We start from the raw sequence: 18,958 nt of genomic DNA, 5'->3' as shown, positions 1-18,958 counted from the left end.
ATGATCGATTATACAAAAACTTTAACTGCCGCCTCAAAACATAAAACTTTTGATGAAGGCTTAAGACAATACATGCTTAAAGTATATAATTATATGGCTTTAGCACTTTTACTAACCGGTGTAGCAGCCGTAACGACTATATCAGTTGAGCCTATTTATAATTTAATGTTTCAAACAGGTTTCGGTACTATTATAATGTTTGCTCCGCTCGGTATTGCTTTATATTTCTTTATGGGCTTCGGACAAATGAACCTGCCAACGGCACAAATATTATTTTGGGTTTATGCCGGTTTAACCGGTATGTCGCTTGCATATTTAGCTCTTATTTATACCGGTGCATCAATAGCTCGTACTTTCTTTATTTGCTCTTCCGTTTTTGGAGCAATGAGTTTATACGGTTATAGCACAAGTAGAGATTTAACATCTATGGGTTCATTTTTTGCAATGGGTCTTATAGGTCTTATCATTGCTTCATTAGTTAACTTGTTTCTAAAAAGCTCGGCTCTTTCTTTTGCTACTTCTCTTATTGGAATAGTAATATTTATGGGATTAATTGCTTGGGATACTCAAAAGATTAAGTCTATGTATTACATGGCAGGAAACGATGAAGTAGGACAAAAGCTTTCTATTATGGCAGCCTTTACTTTATATTTAGATTTTATAAATCTTTTCCTATATTTAATGAGATTTTTAGGCAATAGAAGAGATTAATTGGTATCATTCTTGCAAAGTCATGATTTTATTTCATTGCTTCGGTTTTTTCATTGTTATATCACGATCAAATCTATTACTGAATAGTTTTTAAAAAGACCTGGATGTCATATCCCCGCAAAAGCGGGGGCTTTGTTGCACGGCTTCAAAAACTTATTCAATGTCATGCCCACGTGGCATTGTTGCGTGGATACCGAATCATCATTGCAAACGGTCGCAGCGAACTCGGCAATCCAGAAAAAATAATAAAAAAATTCTGTAAATCAAAATGTTTACTGGATTGCTTCATCAATTGCTGCGTGGTTTCCTCACAATGATGAGGATTTTGACCCACGCAACAACACTTTTTCACTATTAGTTAATATTAAGCAGGTTATTTTTATGTCTAAAGAGAAAACTCAACAAGAATTATTATTACAAGAGCAACTTTTTAAAGCCCTGAAAACTAATGATACAGAATTGAATGCCAAAATATCTAGAACCTGCAAAGGCATTGCCGAATCTGTTATTGACCTTTCTAATGACCAATCTCCTACTGCTGAAAGCCTATATATTAGCTATATGGCCCTAGCCGATTTAAACACTAAGGATTTAGCTAAAGTTACAACAATAATAAAAAACTCGTTTCCAGGAGATAAAAACAAGAAATTAAGGGAAATAATCGATGCACCTCTTTTAGAGCACTTAGTTATGATAGAGGCAATTGAACGACAGGTTGGATTAGATGATAGCCGATATAACGCAGATTACAGAAAACTTGAAGAAATAAGAAATCCTAATGACCCTAAAAAAGTAATTGATGCTATGCTACGTGATAAGAGGGTGGCACAGCAAGCTGAGTTTGAGGAGAAAGGAAAAAAGGCAGCAGGCGTCTCAGCCGGTTATGTTGCTAAAGATAACGCCGGTAATACTTTTATTTTAAAACATTTTTATAAAACTCATGCTGCATGCCAAAAAATACAAGGTAATCATGCACAAAGACAGGCTATGGCTGACCGAAGAGACGGAGTACAAGAATTAATAGGCTCTACCATGTATCAATTTTTATTACATGATCGCGCACCAAAAGAAGGGCTGGTAACAGCGGATGAACAACACCCTGATTCACTTTATGTACGTTCTAAATTTTTTGATAATGCTGTAACACTAACAGAATTTTCCGGTTTATCAGGTGAAACTAGAGTCAGAGATAATGATCAAAATTTAAAAAAGTTGGAAGGATTTGAAAAAGCCATAGCTGCTTGTCATATGCTGGGGGAAGTAGATTATCATGCTGGTAATTTAATGGTACAGGATGGTAAAACAATAACCAAAATTGATCATGGTCGCTCTTTTTTAGCATTTCATAAGAATTTTAGCAGTATGATTCAATCAACAGCTGAAATGTTTACACATCCTGGTGTTGGCTACAGTGCTGCTATTAAAGCAGGTAATTTCTCATTTAGTATCGATAAATATAGCGAATCATTAAATCAAATGATAAGTCAATTTGATGAGAAACATATGGAAGCAATAGTTGATCAAAAAATTGATGAATTAAAAAAAGCTGGGTTTGATCCAAAAAATATTATGTTATCCACTAATATTCAAAATTTTGATGATTTGAGAAAACACTATAAAAGCAGTATAAAAGAAAATCTTGTTAATATGCAAGAAGTGGCCAAAGGAGCTGAGATAGTAACAAAATTCAGTAATGTTTCACCTGAATTTAAAAATGGTGGTTGGTTAGAGGCTTTCGCTAATTCACCTGTAAAAGACCCGGTACTCTATGCAATAGATAATAACATTACAATTGAAGGTAAAGATGCTAAAGAGTGGGCGTATGAAAATAATTACCAAATTAAAATTTCTATAGGCTTGAAAAAAGAAACAATCAAGGAACAACAATGGAGCAAAGATTTGGACGGAAAATGGAAAGAAAAAGAAGTTGAGGTTAAGACAGATAAAGTAGAAGTACAAATTTCTGATCCTGCAAAATCAATGCGTATACAAGACAAATCTACAGGCGAAAAATTGGCATCACTAATTGTTGATTTTACAAAGCAGGCAACAACTAAAAACGTAACCGATAAAGCAGTAGCAAAATTCTACGACAATATAATGAAAGTGCTAAAAAAAGAAAATTATCTTACCGAGCAAGATATTAAGGGTATAAAGAAAAATTTAAAATATCAGGATAACATCGAAAACACGACCAACTTATTAAATGCTAAATCTTTCAAGTTAAATTCTAAAGATACTATATATTACAAGGTAGGAATTTTTTGTGAAAAGAGAGGTTTACCTAGTATCTCAAATTATTTTATGAAACAAATTTCTCCTGAGAATTTAAATAAAATTCATAATACAGAAAAACTTATAGCAGAAACTATAAAAATTGGTAATATACTACAACAGAAGAAGCAAGAAAGACTCCAAACAAAAAGAGTAGAAACGGTAAAAGAAATCGCATTCTCTCAATTACAAGCTAGGAAGGAAAGACATCAACAAAGATAAGCATTGTTGAGTATATGCTTTAAACGTCATTGCGAGCAGTCACAGAGTCGTTGCATAGTCCTAATGTCATTTCTAGCTAAAAGCGGAAAGCCAGTAACTATTAATCTCATCCTGCAACTTGATCGCAGGATCTAGTCTTTTTTAAATTTTTTTCTCGATACCGTGGTCAAGCCACGGTATGACAGCGAAAAGTACTGGATTTCCGCTTTTAGCTAGAAATGACATACTATAGACCAAGTTGCGGTATGACATAATAACATACAACAACTATAAATTCTTATTCTTTTTCTGCATTTTTTCTAGCAGACGGTGAGAGCATAATGCTTAGCTCTTTTAGAGCTTTATCCTCTACATAGCTTGGGGCGTTCATTAGTAAATCTTCAGCCTGCTGGTTTAAAGGAAACGCAATTATTTCCCTTATATTTGTTGCTTCCGCAAGCAGCATAACGATTCGGTCAATACCGGGGGCTATTCCACCATGTGGTGGAGCTCCAAACTTAAATGCTCTAATCATCCCTCCAAATCTCTTATCAACTTCCTCTTCACTATAACCTGCTATGGAAAATGCTTTATACATAATTTCCGGCTTATGGTTTCTAATAGCACCGCTGGACAGTTCAATACCGTTACAAACAATATCATATTGGTATGCGGTAAGTTCTAATAACTCTTCAGTGGTTTTAGCTTGCTCTAAAGCATCTATTCCGCCCTGCGGCATAGAAAACGGATTATGGCTAAAATCAATTTTTCCTGTTTCTTCATTTAACTCATAGAATGGAAAATCGGTAATCCAGCAGAATTTAAAACAATCTTTTTCAAGTAAATCAAGCTCTTCACCAAGTCTTATTCTAACCTTACCGGCAAGTTTAGCAGCTTTCTCTTTCTTATCGCTAGCGAAAAATACAGCATCACCGTTACTAATACTAGCTGTAGCTTTTAGACTCTCTAATTGCTGCGGGCTTAAGAATTTTACTACTGGTCCCTTTGCTTCACCGGTTTCACTAAACTGAATATAGCCAAGTCCACCTGCTCCTTCTGATATCGCAAACTCTATCATTTTATCGAAGAAACTACGAGGCAGTGCAGCTGCCTTAGGTGCAGGAATTGCACGCACTATGCTACCTTTTTTAATATTCTCTCTAAAGATTGTAAAATCGGAATCTCTAAATATCTCAGTTACATCGGCAATTATAATAGGGTTACGCAAATCAGGCTTATCAGAGCCGTATTTTAGCATAGATTCATTATATGGAATACAAACAAAAGGAGTCTCTGATACTTTCTTATCCGTGAATTTAGTGAATAAATCATACATCACAGGCTCAATAGTACTAAATACGTCTTCCTGTGTAACAAACGACATTTCTACATCTAGCTGATAAAACTCGCCGGGTGATCTATCGGCTCTTGCATCTTCATCCCGAAAACAAGGAGCAATTTGGAAATAACGATCAAAGCCTGATACCATCAATAACTGCTTGAATTGCTGAGGTGCTTGCGGTAATGCATAGAACTTACCCGGATGCATTCTACTAGGTACTAAAAAATCCCTAGCCCCCTCAGGTGAGCTTGCTGTTAAAATCGGAGTTTGAAATTCGGTAAAACCGCTTGCCGTCATCAAATGACGAATATGAGAAATAATTTGTGAGCGGAGTATTATATTATTATGTAATTTCTCACGCCTAAGATCTAAAAAGCGATGTTTAAGCCTAGACTCTTCGGGAGCGTCTTTTTCAGTATTAATAACAAAAGGTAGAGTGTCCGCAGCTGACTCAACACTAAATTCCACAGCTAGCACTTCAACATGACCTGTCGGAAGCGTATTATTAATCGTGTCCTCTGATCTTGCTACAACTGTACCCCTTACCGTAATTACCGACTCATAACGCAAACGACTTGCATCCTCCATAAGCTGAGGATTTTGATCGGTAAACACGATTTGAGTTATACCGTAATGATCACGTAAATCTATAAAAACTAGATTCCCGTGATCTCTTCTTCTATGTACCCAACCGGATAACTTAACTTCTGTTTCTACATCGGATATTTGTAATTCGTTACAATTATGAGTTCTGTATTTATGCATTTTTATTTTTTTATTATACGATTTCCCCATTATATACATAAAATCACAAATTTTCGCAAATAAAAACTAAAAATTTATCTTGCCAAAGTTTTATCTTGATATTGCAGCAGCTTTTGGCTTTGATGGACGTTGCTGATAATTTTGTTGTTGAGGTTTTACTTGATTTAACTCACCTTTAATCCATTCATATATTGCTTTCTTAGGATTTTTAATTATCTCTGCAACATTTTCGACTAGATTTATTATTCCTTTAACTAACGATAATACATCTTTTGCTATTTCACCTATAGAATTATTACCTGCTTGTAGTTTTTCTTGGTCTTGCTTAGACAAATTACTACGTATCCTATTCATTCTTGATTTAAGCTCATCTTGTTCTAGCTCTTCTTTTGTAAAATGTGACTTAAGTTTTCTATCAACAATTTTTTGTTCTTCCGGAGTTAAATTTTTATATTGATCAACAAGCTTATTAACTTTTTCTTGTTCTTCCGGTAGTTTTGAAATATTTTCAGCAATATTTGACATTTGTTTCTCTTCTCTTATAAAGTTAAAACATATTAATTTACATTATATATATATTTTTATACAAGAAAAACTTTAATAGAAATTAACCTTTGAACGCAGCCTTAATACCTAGAAAGTCTAAAAAATTTCGTAATTCTTGACGTGCAAGCACGTGTGAGCTATTAAATGCTCTATCATATTTTGCAGTTTTTAGATCAAGTAATGTTAGACCTTGTAAAAATAACTCCCTATATATTACACGTTCACTAAATCCTTCTGCGAGTTTAAAGTTAATTCTTTTAGCAAGTTTAGCTAATACATTTCCTACGCGTCTTTTATTTAATGCATCAAGATTACTTAAACGATTACGAAGTATGACCCAATCTATACTAATTCTATCACGACTAGCACGTTCCATTTTCTGCTCCCAAATCATTTGACTATATATTGATGGGCTAATAATTTCATCCTTGCTATCGACTTTTGCTATTACGTCTAAATCTAGAAAGCTATCATTAATCGGTGTAATAATTGTATCGGCGTAAGAATGAACAACCCTTGATAAAGGAGTATGACTGCCTGGGGTATCAATCACTATATAATCGACATCCTGATTATTTTTGAGTATCGGCTCAAAACTCTTTGCTTGCTCTTCTACGTTGCTTTCCGATATATGAAAATGTTTCGGTACTAATACAGGTTTATCAGGATTGTGTTTATTATATAAATCTCGATTTTTTAAATAATTCGTTAACGAACTTTGACGTGAATCGGTATCTATACTTACTACCGAATAATTTTGATAAAGCAGAGCGATTATTAAATGCATAGAACAGGTAGTTTTACCTGCTCCGCCTTTCTCATTACCTATAACAAATATATAAGGTTTATTTATTGTGTTCATAATTATATTCAGAATAAACGAATAGTAAATAGACGAAGTTTAATGTCATTCTTAGCTCAGTATTACACATTTGGATAGTTTTTTCCGTCATTGCAAGAAAATGACGTAAGTAATTGACGAAGCAATCTCAGAATATTTGACGAGATTGCCACGCAGCCTAAGGCTGCTCGCAATGACGACTCGGTATCCATGCAGGCAATGCAACGCAAGAATAGCATTTAAGTATATTCTTTGATAAATTTCTCTAGTAATCTCACGCCGTATCCTACTGCCCCCTTAGGACCGAGTGCTGAAGCTTTATTACTATTTGCAACGCCTGCTATATCTAAATGAGCCCAATCTACTCCATCTTTAATGAAACGTTTAATGAAATGTGCAGCTATGCAGCTTCCGGCAGCTCTCGGTACGTTCCCGATATTTGCCATATCGGCTATGTCGGAGTTAATCATTGCATCGTACTCATCATGCAGCGGCATTCTCCAAAGTTTTTCATTAACTTCTTCCCCTACTTTTATTAACTTATCAGCTAACTCATCATTATTGGAAAAACAACCAGCATATGTATTACCAAGTGCTATGGTTATTGCTCCTGTTAGAGTTGCAACGTCAATCACGCATTTAGGCTTAAATTTTTCTTGTGCATACCACACAGCATCAGCAAGTACTAACCGCCCTTCTGCATCGGTATTTAAAACTTCGGCAGTTTGCCCTGACATGGTAGTTACTACATCCCCTGGACGCTGTGCATTACCGGACGGCATATTTTCGACAAGCCCTACAACACCGACTATATTTATAGGTAATTTTTGACCAGCAACCGCAATGATGGTACCCACAACTGCTGCAGAACCTCCCATATCGTATCGCATTAAGTGCATATCACTTGACGGTTTTAATGAAATACCGCCTGTATCAAAAATCACTCCTTTACCAACCAAAGCAATAGTCGGAGCATCTTTACTGCCACCTTTATATTCCATCACCACTAACTTTGACTCGTTTTGTGAACCTTGCCCCACACCAAGTAATGCTCCCATACCAAGGTTTTTCATCTCACGTTCACCGATAACATCAACATCTACCCCTAGCGGTTCAAGTCTATCAACTATTCTTTCGGCATAAACTTGAGGAGTTTTAATATTTGACGGTTCATTACTTATATCTCTTGTAAAAAATACTGCTTCAGCAATTAATTTTTTGATTTCAAATAATTTTGCCGTTTCAGTGCTATTATCAGTAAAAATTTCAATTGACTCTACTGCGAACTTCTCTGCTTCTTTTAAGGTAGTTCTATATTTATCAAATCTGTAAGAAGCAAGAAACGCACCGCTAGCAACTAAAGACGCAAATGTTTGAGATGTAAACCTGCTAATTCTATTTGTAAGTTTTAAGCCAATAGTAGAAATTTTACAACCGGTTGCATGCTGTAAGATTTTGCCGCCTAACTCTTCAATTTTTGCTTCAGTTAATTTTTCTTCATTCCCAAGACCTGCTATTATCAAATATCTAACCTCGCCTGATTTAATGACGGACGGAATAACCTTGATCTGTCCATATTTACCGGTAAATTGCAGTTTATTCTGAATAGTTTTAGAAATTAATCCATGATGTTGTTGATCAAGTCCTATTAAATTACTATCAAGCTTTAACTGTTCATCAATAAAAACTACTAGACCTTGATTAGTAGATGATTCTTCATTCACAAAATTTACGTTAAGCATATTTACTCCTTATATTATTTTTGACTTTGGATCATTCTATTTATCTTGATAAAACTTTGCAAGTATTATAATTGATTTAAAACAAAATCTCATTAAATAGCATTTGACAAATGTTAACGTTTTTTATATCTTACTGACGAATTAGTTAAATTTAAGTAATAATATGCCAGTATATGACATCACTTCTCATTTAATTAAGCAGAAGTATAAAATGATTAAAGCATCATGTGAGTTAAACCAAGATATGGGTAAGATTTATAGTCTCACTCCTCATCCAATACGATATAATTGCCTTAACTATTTAAAGTTATTATCTCTACCTATATCGCTAGCATTTTATATAACAAAGCTTTGTTTTACGGCTAATCCGTCATGGACATGGATCGGGGTTAATATTTTGCATGAGAAGATGGGTCAAGCAACAGCCAAAAAAATACTACACGGCTTACCTGACGAAGTAGAACCAGATCAAAATATACCTAAAATTGTTGAGTATGTATTTAGACAATATGAAGAAAATCCTACATTAACCCCTATTATTGAACCTACATTTATACAAAAATTTTTAGCAAAGGCCAGTAACTATATTCCTGCTTTGTCTAGAATAGTAAAGTTTTGGAATGAAGGAGGAATTAACTATTCTGATGAAATACAAACAAAACGAGCATTAATTGACGTTATTTATAAACACATTATTGCTAAAGCTTATGAAGTAGGTAAAAAAGGAGGAAAACTTGAAATAACGGATGTGACAGCACTTTTCCCAGAGATAAATTTTGAAGAAAAAGTCAATGCTGCATCAGCAAATCTTGAAACAGAGAAGGTAGAAGTAAGCAATGAAGAGTCTTTAATTTCTGAATTGCCTGTTAGACATCTTTCTAAACCAGTTTATAGAGAGGAATTTAAAAGAGATACGGAACACAGCACCGCAGACATACGTGAGGATGCGAGTACCGGATCGACGTCTAAATTACCTCTAGAAGTGAAGTGTGGAAAGATGTCTATTGATCAAAAACACGAAGAAGCTACGATTACTACTAATGCAAATAATAGTATTAACCCATTAGTAAACTTACTCATGTTAAAAGCTTTACATGATGCAATTCGTCAAGAAGTACTGAAAACTTATGTTGAACATTGTTTAGCAGAAATTCAGATATCTAAAAATCAAGAAACACTTGAAAACTTCCAATATGACGATTCTCTAGCAAAATTACAATTATACGGTAATTATGATAACAATGATACGTATATCTTTGAACAACCAGTATCTTATTTAGGTCAAACCTACGAGCATTTAACAGCACCGATTGCTTGTTATTAAAGCGTCATTTCTGCAAGTGGGCAATAAGAAAAAGCCTATAAAAAACTTGGTTTTTTATAGGCTTTTTTTTTGTCAATAATGCGCGTAGTAAGGTTATTTTTCTGGATTCCCACTTCTGCTAGGAAGGCATTGTTGCGTGGATACCACCTCGTCATTGCAAGGACATTACAAAGTAATTGACGAAGCCAGCTCAGGGGAGTTTGTTATTATTTCATGAGATTGCCACGCCAGCATAAATGTTGGCTCGCAATGACGGGTTTTTTATAAACTATCCGGTACATACGAAGATCAACTTGGAAAAGAGCAAAGGGTCTATAAATCGAGGAGCGGAGCGTATATTAAACGTTCAGCATCCTACGACTTACAAAGACGACACCGCCAATTTTTCAAGTTCTATCTTAGTATATTTATACATTCTCTTCATCAAGCTTTGCAGCTGCTTTACGCATTTTATCCATAAAGTAACCGGTTCCAGCAGGTACTAATCGTCCAACTATCACGTTTTCTTTTAGTCCTCGCAACTTATCTACTTTACCAGCAATAGCTGCTTCAGTTAAAACTCTAGTAGTCTCTTGGAATGATGCCGCGGAGATAAACGATCTAGTTTGCAGAGAAGCTTTAGTAATACCTTGTAATATTAATTGTGCTTCAGCAGGTTTTAAACCATTTTTCATAGCTTTTTCATTTATCTCATCAAATTCATGTCTATCTATTTTTTCACCTACTAATAACGTAGTTCCTCCTGAATCCGTAACCTCTACTTTTTGTAACATCTGACGGATAATAACTTCTATGTGCTTATCATCAATCTTTACACCTTGTAGACGATAAACGGCTTGAACCTCATTAACAATATAATTTGCAAGAACCTCTACGCCCATTACTTTTAAAATATCTTGAAGTACCGGATTACCGTCAATCAATAAATCACCTTTTTTAACAAAGTCACCTTCGTTAACTACAACATGCTTGCCTTTTGGTACCATATACTCAATAGACATTGTTTCATCAATCGGATGTATAATAATACGTCTTTTAGATTTATAGTCTTTACCGAATTCTACTCTACCGTCAATTTCGGCAATAACTGCATGATCTTTAGGGCGTCTTGCTTCTACAAGCTCGGCAACTCTTGGTAAACCACCTGTAATATCTTTAGTAGTTGTTGATTCTTTCGGTATACGTGCAATGATATCACCTACCGATATTTGTACTCCGTCTTCTACGCTTAAAACTGCTCCAACCGGCAAGTAATATCTAGCTTCTAAACCGTTTGATAAGGTGATAACTTCACCTTTAGCATCTAAAAGCTGTATACGCGGACGTAATTCTGCACCGCGTGAATATTGCTTTGATTCAATAATAACTTTACTCGGTATTCCGGTAGCTTCGTCAGTTACGTCACGAATAGAAATACCCTCAACCATATCTTTGAATAAAACTTTACCTGACTTCTCCGTGATAATCGGTATAGTATAAGGATCCCATTCTGCTAGTTTTTGAGTTTTAATCACCATATCACCGTCATCAACAAGTAATCTAGCACCGTATGGAATTTTATGACGAGCCTTTTCATTACCGTTATTATCAAGCAATAATAATTCACAATTTCGGCTCATAACAATTTTGCGTTCTTCAGAATTAATCACAACGTTACGACTTATAATTTTCACTTTTGCGTCATAGGAAGCGTCTACGGAAGAAACCTCAGCACCTTTTGTTGCCGCTCCTCCGATATGGAAAGTTCTCATTGTAAGCTGCGTACCCGGTTCACCGATAGATTGAGCAGCAATAACCCCGATTGCTTCACCCTCCGATACTAATGTACCGGTAGCAAGATCCCTACCGTAACATATGCTACATATACCGGTAGTACTTTCACAGGTTAATACGGATTTTATCATAATTCTGTCGAATCCTGCCGACTCAATCTGCTCTAACTTTGCTTCATTAATAAGCTCGCCTTTATTGAGAATTAGATCATTAGTTACCGGATGAAATATATCAATAGCAGCAGTACGACCTAAAATCTTTTCAGCTAAAGGTACTATAACTTCTCCACCTTCAATAACACTCTTAACTTCAATTCCTTTATCAGTTCCACAATCTTTTTCAGTAATAATACAATCTTGTGCAACATCTACTAATTTTCTTGTTAAGTAACCTGAGCTTGCCGTTTTTAAAGCCGTATCTATTTGCCCTTTACGCATTCCGTTAGCAGAATTAAAACACTCAAATTCAGTTAATCCTTCCTTAAAGTTAGAGATAATAGGAGTTTGTATAATTTGACCGTTTGATTTGGTCATTAAACCTCGCATACCGCCTAGCTGCTTAATTTGCTGGAAAGAACCTCTTGCTCCGGAAATAGCCATCATATATATAGCATTTATTTTCTGATGATTTGGAGCATCATTAACCGGCGGCGTAGCAATCTCTTTCATCATGTCGTTTGCTACTCTATCGGTACATCTTGACCAAGCATCGACTACTTTATTATATTTCTCTCCGTAAGTAATTAAACCGTTTGAATATTGTTGTTCAAATTCTTTTATTTCAAGCTGAGTTTCGTTGATATGAGTACTCTTAGATTCCGGTACTACCATATCGTCCATTCCAAAAGAAATACCTGAAGAACAAGCATATTTAAAACCTAGTTTCATTAACTGATCGGCAAAAATTACCGTAGCTTTTTGACCGCAGTGACGATAAACTAAATCTATAACTAATGATATGTCTTTTTTAGTTAGTTGTTTATTAATACACTTGAATTCTATATTAGGGTTAGAAGGCAATAACTCACCGACCATTAACCTACCGTAAGTAGTATCAATGATAACAGGGACCATTTTACCTTCGGCATTTAACTGATTTCTGCGATATTTTATCTTTGTATGAATAGTTATAAATTTATTATATAAAGCATGTTCCATCTCAGCTAAATCTGAGAACATCATCCCTGCGCCTACTTCATTATCAAATGCAAGGGTTAGATAATATAAACCAAGCACTATATCTTTATCCGGTACAATGATAGGACGACCGTTTGCGGGGCTTAAGATATTATTTGTAGACATCATAAATACCCTAGCTTCAAGCTGTGCTTCAATCGATAACGGGATATGTACTGCCATCTGATCACCATCAAAATCCGCATTGAACGCAGCACACACAAGCGGATGAAGCTGGATCGCTTTACCTTCAATTAATAGCGGTTCAAATGCTTGAATACCAAGCCTATGTAACGTCGGAGCCCTATTCAGTAAAACCGGATGCTCTCTAATTACCTCTTCAAGCACGTCCCACACTTCGGATTTTTCAGCTTCCACCATTCTTTTAGCGGCTTTAATAGTTGTAGCGATGCCGTACAACTCAAGCTTAGAATAAATAAACGGCTTAAATAACTCCAGAGCCATTTTTTTAGGTAAACCGCACTGGTGAAGTTTAAGCTCAGGTCCTACCACGATAACCGAACGTCCTGAGTAATCAACCCTCTTACCTAGCAAGTTCTGACGGAAACGCCCCTGCTTACCTTTAAGCATATCACTTAATGACTTAAATGGACGCTTATTAGCATTTTTCGCTGCTCTACCGCGACGACCGTTATCAAATAACGCATCCACCGCTTCTTGTAACATTCTTTTTTCGTTTCTGACTATTATATCAGGAGCTTTTGACTCTATTAATTTCTTTAAACGATTATTTCTATTAATTACTCTTCTATAAAGTTCATTTAAGTCTGAAGTAGCAAATCTTCCGCCGTCAAGCATAACAAGCGGTCTAATTTCAGGAGGAATAACCGGTAAAACATCCATAATCATCCATTCCGGCTTGTTTTCCGACTCTAAAAAATTCTCTACTAATTTTAAACGCTTTACTAATTTTTTCTTTTTGACTTCTGAAGAAGTGGTTTGTAATTCCTCGTATAACTCTTGCTTTAACTTTGAAAAATCAAGCTCTTTAAGCATTTGTTGTATTACTTCTGCACCTATAGAGGCAGTAAATGCATCTTCACCGTACTTATCTTTTGCTTTCTGTAATTCTTCCTCTGTTAAGAGTTCGCCTTTTTGTAAAATCGATAGCCCTGGGTCAACTACTACATAATTTTCAAAATAAAGAATCTTTTCTACATCTCGCATTGTCATATCAAGAAGTGTACTAATTCTTGAAGGTAGCGACTTTAAAAACCAAATATGAGCAACGGGAGCTGCAAGTTCAATATGCCCCATTCTTTCACGTCTTACTCTAGAAACCGTAACTTCAACGCCGCATTTCTCACACGTAATGCCACGGTTTTTCATCCGCTTATATTTACCGCAGAGACATTCATAATCTTTTACCGGACCAAAAATTCTTGCACAAAATAAACCATCTTTCTCAGGCTTAAAAGTTCTATAGTTAATTGTTTCAGGTTTTGTTACTTCACCGAAAGACCACGAACGTACCTGATCGGGACTTGCTATATTAATCCTTATCTGATCAAATTGTTGAGTATTACTTAATTGTCCGTAAAAATTTACTACGCTCATAAATACTTTTCCTTAAAAATTACTCGTATATACTCAGTGAATTTCAAAAATTGGCGTTGTCGTTCTACAAGTTCTGCGGTGCTCACGTATTAAGTATACGCTCCGCTCCTCGCCTTGTGAACTCCTAGCTCTTTTTGAAATTGACCTTCGTCTACCCAGAGTTCTTATTGCACCCTATATGTCATTCCCGCAAAAGCGGGAATCTAGTAAAACAGATAAAAAACAAGTTTTTTATCTGTTTAAATGACCTGTCTTTCTTAACTTGAAGTTACTTCAAGCTTTACGTTAAGACATAAAGATCTAAATTCTTTTATCATAACATTAAATGATTCAGGAATGCCTGATTCAAAATTATTTTCACCACGTACTATAGAATCATAAGTTTTGATCCTACCATTTACGTCATCCGACTTAACCGTTAACATTTCCTGTAACGTATAAGCTGCACCGTAAGCTTGTAATGCCCAGCATTCCATTTCTCCGAAACGCTGTCCGCCGAAATGAGACTTACCTCCAAGCGGTTGCTGCGTTACTAAGCTATAAGGTCCTATAGAACGGGAGTGAATTTTATTATCGACTAAATGATGCAATTTCAGCAAATATTTCTGTCCGACAGTTACTAGACGGTCAAAATATTCACCGGTTCTACCGTCAATTAATTTCACTTGTCCTGAAGGGTCTTGACCGGCAAGCTTTAGCATATCTTTAACGTCCTGAACTTTTGCTCCGTCAAATACAGGAGTTGCAAAATGTACGCCTTTACTTACTTTCTTACAAAAAGAGATAATCTCTTCTTCCGGTCTTTCAAGTATAGAATTAATATTTTCTCCATACAGTTCAATTAAGAATTTCTTAATCTGCTCAATACCTATATGTTTATTTTTATATTCCTTTACTAAGGTAGATATTTTTTTTGCTAAATTTATTGATGCCCACCCAAGATGCGTTTCTAAAATCTGTCCTATATTCATACGGGACGGAAGACCTAGAGGGTTAAGAACGATATCTACCACAGTTCCATCTTCTAAAAACGGCATATCTTCTTCAGGTACGATACGTGAAATAACACCTTTATTTCCGTGTCTTCCTGCCATTTTATCCCCGGGTTGTAATTTATGCTTAGTTGCAATAAATACTTTTACTACTTTTAAAGCTCCCTGAGGTAAATCATCACCACTTTGCAATTTCTCTACCTTAGTAGCAAATCTTTTATCAAGAGCCTCTTTTTTCTCATCATAATGAGTCTTTATCTGCTCTATTTCATTCATTACATTTGCATCTTCCACGATAATCTGCCAAAATTGCCCTTTAGATAAGCCTTTTAGCATTTCAGTAGTAATAGTTTGTCCTACTTTTACTTGCTTAGGACCGTTAATAATCACCTGCCCTACTAAAAGCTTTTCAAGCCAACTAAACACAAAATGCTCAATAATTTCTAATTCATCGTCTCTGTCTTTTGCGAATTTTTCAATTTGTTGTTTTTCAATAGCAATAGCTCGCTGGTCTTTTTCTACACCTCTACGAGAAAATACCCTTACTTCTACTACAGTTCCGCTCACTCCGGAAGGTACATGCAGCGATGAATCTTTTACGTCAAAAGCTTTTTCCCCGAAAATAGCACGTAGTAGCTTCTCTTCAGGAGTAATAGGCGATTCACTTTTTGGTGTTACTTTTCCAACTAAAATATCACCGGCTTTTACTTCTGCACCTATATAAATTATTCCGACCTCATCAAGATGACGCAACGCTTCTTCACTTACATTCGGTATATCACGGGTAATTTCTTCAGGACCAAGGCGTGTATCTCTAGCTATTACTTCAAACTCTTCAATATGAATAGATGTAAATACATCCTCTTTTACTATACGTTCGGATATTAAAATGGAATCTTCAAAATTATAACCGTTCCAAGGTAAGAAAGCCACAAGCACGTTTCGACCTAAAGCAATTTCACCGTTATCGGTACTAGGACCGTCAGCTATAATATCGTTTTTCTTAACGTAATGACCGACCTTAACTAAAGGCTTTTGATTTATACAAGTATTATGATTGGATTTTTGGAATTTTAGTAAGTTATAAATATCAACCGAAGGAGAACCGTCAACTTTTTGTTCTAGAGTTCTAATCACGATTCTATTTGAATCTACCTGCTCAACAATACCGTCATGTAATGCAAGCACTGACGCTCCAGAATCTTTAGCTACTACCCCTTCAACTCCGGTACCTACAAAAGGTGCATCCGTTTTAATTAAAGGAACGGCTTGTCTTTGCATGTTTGAACCCATCAAAGCACGGTTAGCATCATCGTTTTCTAAGAAAGGTATAAGAGAAGCCGCAACCGATACTACCTGCATAGGAGTCACATCAATGAAGTCTACCTCATACGGTTCTACCATTACAAAATTACCGCCTTCAACACGGCAATTAATAAACTCTCCTTGCAGCTTTCCGTCTTTATTAATTTTAGAATTTGCTTGTCCGATTTTGTATTTACCTTCTTCAATAGCAGAAAGATATACCACTTCATCGGTTACACATCCATCTTTAACTCTTCTATACGGACTCTCTATAAAACCATGTTTATTTATTCTAGCATAAGTAGCCATAGAGTTAATTAACCCGATATTCTGACCTTCAGGTGTTTCAATAGGACAAATACGACCGTAATGAGTCGGATGTACGTCACGCACCTCAAAACCTGCTCGATCTCGACTAAGACCTCCGGGACCGAGTGCCGACAGCCTTCTTTTATGAGTTATTTCCGATAATGGATTTGTTTGATCCATAAATTGGGATAATTGGGAGGTACTAAAAAATTCTTTTACTACTGAAACTAAAATTTTAGAATTTACTAAATCATGAGGCATTACGGTATCAACATCACCTGCCGACATCCTTTCAATTACAGATTTTTCCATTCGGACTAAACCTATTCTAAATTGATTTTCTATCAATTCACCTACCGATCTAACCCTTCTATTACCTAAATGATCAATATCGTCTATGATACCTTTACCGTCTTTAAGCTCTACTAAAACTCTTACGATATTTTTAATATCATCAATTGTTAAAACCGTAACTTCTTCAGAAATATTCAGCTCTAACCTAGAATTCATTTTTATTCGCCCGACTTCTGACAGATCATATCTTTCCGTATCAAAGAATAAATTATAAAACAGGCTTTCAGCCGCTTCGATATTAGCAGGTTCGCCTGGTCTTAGAACTCTGAAAATATCACATAATGCTGCCTCACGATCCTGATTTTTATCAGCAAATAAGGTGTTCCTTATATATGGACCGGATTGAGGATTGATTACTAATACGTTAACATTTTTAATTTTAAGATCATTAATAACATTGAGCATATCAGCAGTAATCATTTCACCGATTTTTGCTAATACTTCATCGCTTGCAGGATCTCTTAAATCTTCGGATAGATATTTGCCGATTAAAGTTTCATGAGCTACTAAAATATTATTAAGCCCTTCCCCAGAATATTTTTTAGCCAAACGCGGAGTAATTTTTTGTCCTGCTTTCAGTAGAATATTTCCGGTATCTGCATCTACTAAATCACTTGTTAAACGATGAGCAGTAATATGCTGAGGTATAAATTTAACCGCCCAACCTTTATTTTTAACAAGCTTATAAGTTACTGAATTATAATAAAATTTTATAATTTCTTCAGTACTCATACCTATAGCTCTAAGCAAAGTAGTAGTATAAAGCTTTCTTTTTCTATCAATCCTGAAATAAATCACATCCTTAGCGTCGAATTCTAAATCAAGCCAAGACCCTCTATATGGAATAACACGAGCAGAATATAAAAGCTTGCCGGAAGAGTGGACTTTTCCTTCATCATGATAAAAGAATACACCAGGTGAGCGATGCATTTGTGATACAACTACTCTTTCCGTACCGTTGATAATAAAAGTACCGTTTTTAGTCATTAATGGGATATCACCCATATATACTTCTTGCTCTTTAATCCCTTTAATTTCTCTAGTACCGGTATCCTCATCTATATCCCAAATACTTAATCTTAAAGTAACTTTAAGAGGAGCAGCATAACTTAAACTTCTTTGACTGCACTCTTCTACATCATATTTTGGAGTATCAAATTCATATTTTACAAATTCTAAATTAGCAATATTGGAGGAATCTGAAATAGGAAAAATCGAGTTTAATATAGATTGTAAACCTTTGTTTTTTCTTTCAGAATCTTTAATATTTAACTGTAGAAAGTTTTTCTCATATGAATTTTTTTGAATTTCAATCAAATTCGGTATATCTGCTACTAAATTTATGTGACCGAAATTTTTTCTTATTCTTCTATTATGTGACAAGGGTTGTGCTTCTATATTATCCCTTAATGAAACCATATAATCTCCTGACTGATAAAATTACTGCCCGTAACAGTGATTAGGTCCTATGCACTTTTAATAGAATAATCATAATTATGGCTCTTTTTAGCTGTAAATCATAAGATTTTTTTGAAATAGTTAAACTCTCCTCTCAAAAATCTTATTAATGTTCGCTTAAAAATATCTCCTAATTAATAATCATTAATCAAAAGTGTTCAGAACCTAGGTTCTGTATATAAAATTTAAATTATTTATATTTTAAACAATAAAGTTTTTATTGGAATAGCTACCTATTTCAATAAAATACTTATAATTTGCAGTAAAA

At 35.1% G+C, this 18,958-nt stretch carries 9 protein-coding genes; 3 read left to right on the top strand and 6 right to left on the bottom strand.

Annotated elements, in window-relative coordinates:
- Both RC_RS00985 and RC_RS00980 read left to right on the top strand, forming a co-directional pair.
- Nucleotides 1-711, top strand: coding sequence for a Bax inhibitor-1/YccA family protein (locus RC_RS00985; protein WP_010976858.1), 711 nt, complete (start codon nt 1-3; stop codon nt 709-711).
- A 381-nt stretch (nt 712-1,092) separates the two neighbouring features.
- A complete protein-coding gene (locus tag RC_RS00980) occupies nt 1,093-3,207 on the top strand; it encodes a T4SS effector phosphatidylinositol 3-Kinase RisK1 (RefSeq protein ID WP_010976857.1) in 2,115 nt (704 codons plus the stop codon).
- 277 nt (nt 3,208-3,484) lie between these two features.
- On the opposite strand, the gene aspS is transcribed toward RC_RS00980, so the two are convergent.
- From aspS to RC_RS00960, 4 genes are all read right to left on the bottom strand, one after another.
- Nucleotides 3,485-5,293 (bottom strand): aspartate--tRNA ligase, encoded by a 1,809-nt coding sequence (aspS, locus tag RC_RS00975; protein ID WP_029374431.1) that lies wholly within the window; start codon nt 5,291-5,293, stop codon nt 3,485-3,487.
- A gap of 90 nt (nt 5,294-5,383) precedes the next feature.
- On the bottom strand, nt 5,384-5,818 hold the full coding sequence (locus RC_RS00970) for a DUF3106 domain-containing protein (RefSeq protein ID WP_004996619.1): 435 nt from the start codon (nt 5,816-5,818) through the stop codon (nt 5,384-5,386).
- A gap of 82 nt (nt 5,819-5,900) precedes the next feature.
- On the bottom strand, nt 5,901-6,701 hold the full coding sequence (locus RC_RS00965; RefSeq protein ID WP_010976855.1) for a division plane positioning ATPase MipZ: 801 nt from the start codon (nt 6,699-6,701) through the stop codon (nt 5,901-5,903).
- Between the two features lie 218 nt (nt 6,702-6,919).
- Nucleotides 6,920-8,422, bottom strand: coding sequence for a leucyl aminopeptidase (locus RC_RS00960; RefSeq protein ID WP_010976854.1), 1,503 nt, complete (start codon nt 8,420-8,422; stop codon nt 6,920-6,922).
- A gap of 163 nt (nt 8,423-8,585) precedes the next feature.
- Between RC_RS00960 and RC_RS00955 the strand changes: the two genes are divergently transcribed.
- The gene (locus tag RC_RS00955; RefSeq protein WP_010976853.1) at nt 8,586-9,746 is read left to right on the top strand and encodes a palindromic element RPE1 domain-containing protein; all 1,161 of its coding nucleotides are present in this window, start codon (nt 8,586-8,588) and stop codon (nt 9,744-9,746) included.
- A gap of 407 nt (nt 9,747-10,153) precedes the next feature.
- On the opposite strand, the gene rpoC is transcribed toward RC_RS00955, so the two are convergent.
- Both rpoC and rpoB read right to left on the bottom strand, forming a co-directional pair.
- Nucleotides 10,154-14,272, bottom strand: a complete 4,119-nt coding sequence (rpoC, locus tag RC_RS00950; RefSeq protein WP_010976852.1) for a DNA-directed RNA polymerase subunit beta' — start codon at nt 14,270-14,272, stop codon at nt 10,154-10,156.
- Nucleotides 14,273-14,529: 257 nt separating this feature from the next.
- Nucleotides 14,530-18,651, bottom strand: coding sequence for a DNA-directed RNA polymerase subunit beta (gene rpoB, locus RC_RS00945; RefSeq protein WP_010976851.1), 4,122 nt, complete (start codon nt 18,649-18,651; stop codon nt 14,530-14,532).
- Nucleotides 18,652-18,958 lie beyond the last annotated feature (307 nt).

The organism is Rickettsia conorii str. Malish 7 (genome assembly GCF_000007025.1).
Lineage (GTDB): Bacteria > Pseudomonadota > Alphaproteobacteria > Rickettsiales > Rickettsiaceae > Rickettsia > Rickettsia rickettsii.
Note: the sequence above shows the minus strand (reverse complement) of the source record. Positions and strands in the feature narration are given on the sequence as shown.

Coding starts and splice junctions, on each gene's coding strand:
- RC_RS00985 (WP_010976858.1), top strand. CDS start 1: ATGATCGATTATACAAAAACTTTAACTGCCGCCTCAAAACATAAAACT.
- RC_RS00980 (WP_010976857.1), top strand. CDS start 1,093: ATGTCTAAAGAGAAAACTCAACAAGAATTATTATTACAAGAGCAACTT.
- aspS (WP_029374431.1), bottom strand. CDS start 5,293: ATGCATAAATACAGAACTCATAATTGTAACGAATTACAAATATCCGAT.
- RC_RS00970 (WP_004996619.1), bottom strand. CDS start 5,818: ATGTCAAATATTGCTGAAAATATTTCAAAACTACCGGAAGAACAAGAA.
- RC_RS00965 (WP_010976855.1), bottom strand. CDS start 6,701: ATGAACACAATAAATAAACCTTATATATTTGTTATAGGTAATGAGAAA.
- RC_RS00960 (WP_010976854.1), bottom strand. CDS start 8,422: ATGCTTAACGTAAATTTTGTGAATGAAGAATCATCTACTAATCAAGGT.
- RC_RS00955 (WP_010976853.1), top strand. CDS start 8,586: ATGCCAGTATATGACATCACTTCTCATTTAATTAAGCAGAAGTATAAA.
- rpoC (WP_010976852.1), bottom strand. CDS start 14,272: ATGAGCGTAGTAAATTTTTACGGACAATTAAGTAATACTCAACAATTT.
- rpoB (WP_010976851.1), bottom strand. CDS start 18,651: ATGGTTTCATTAAGGGATAATATAGAAGCACAACCCTTGTCACATAAT.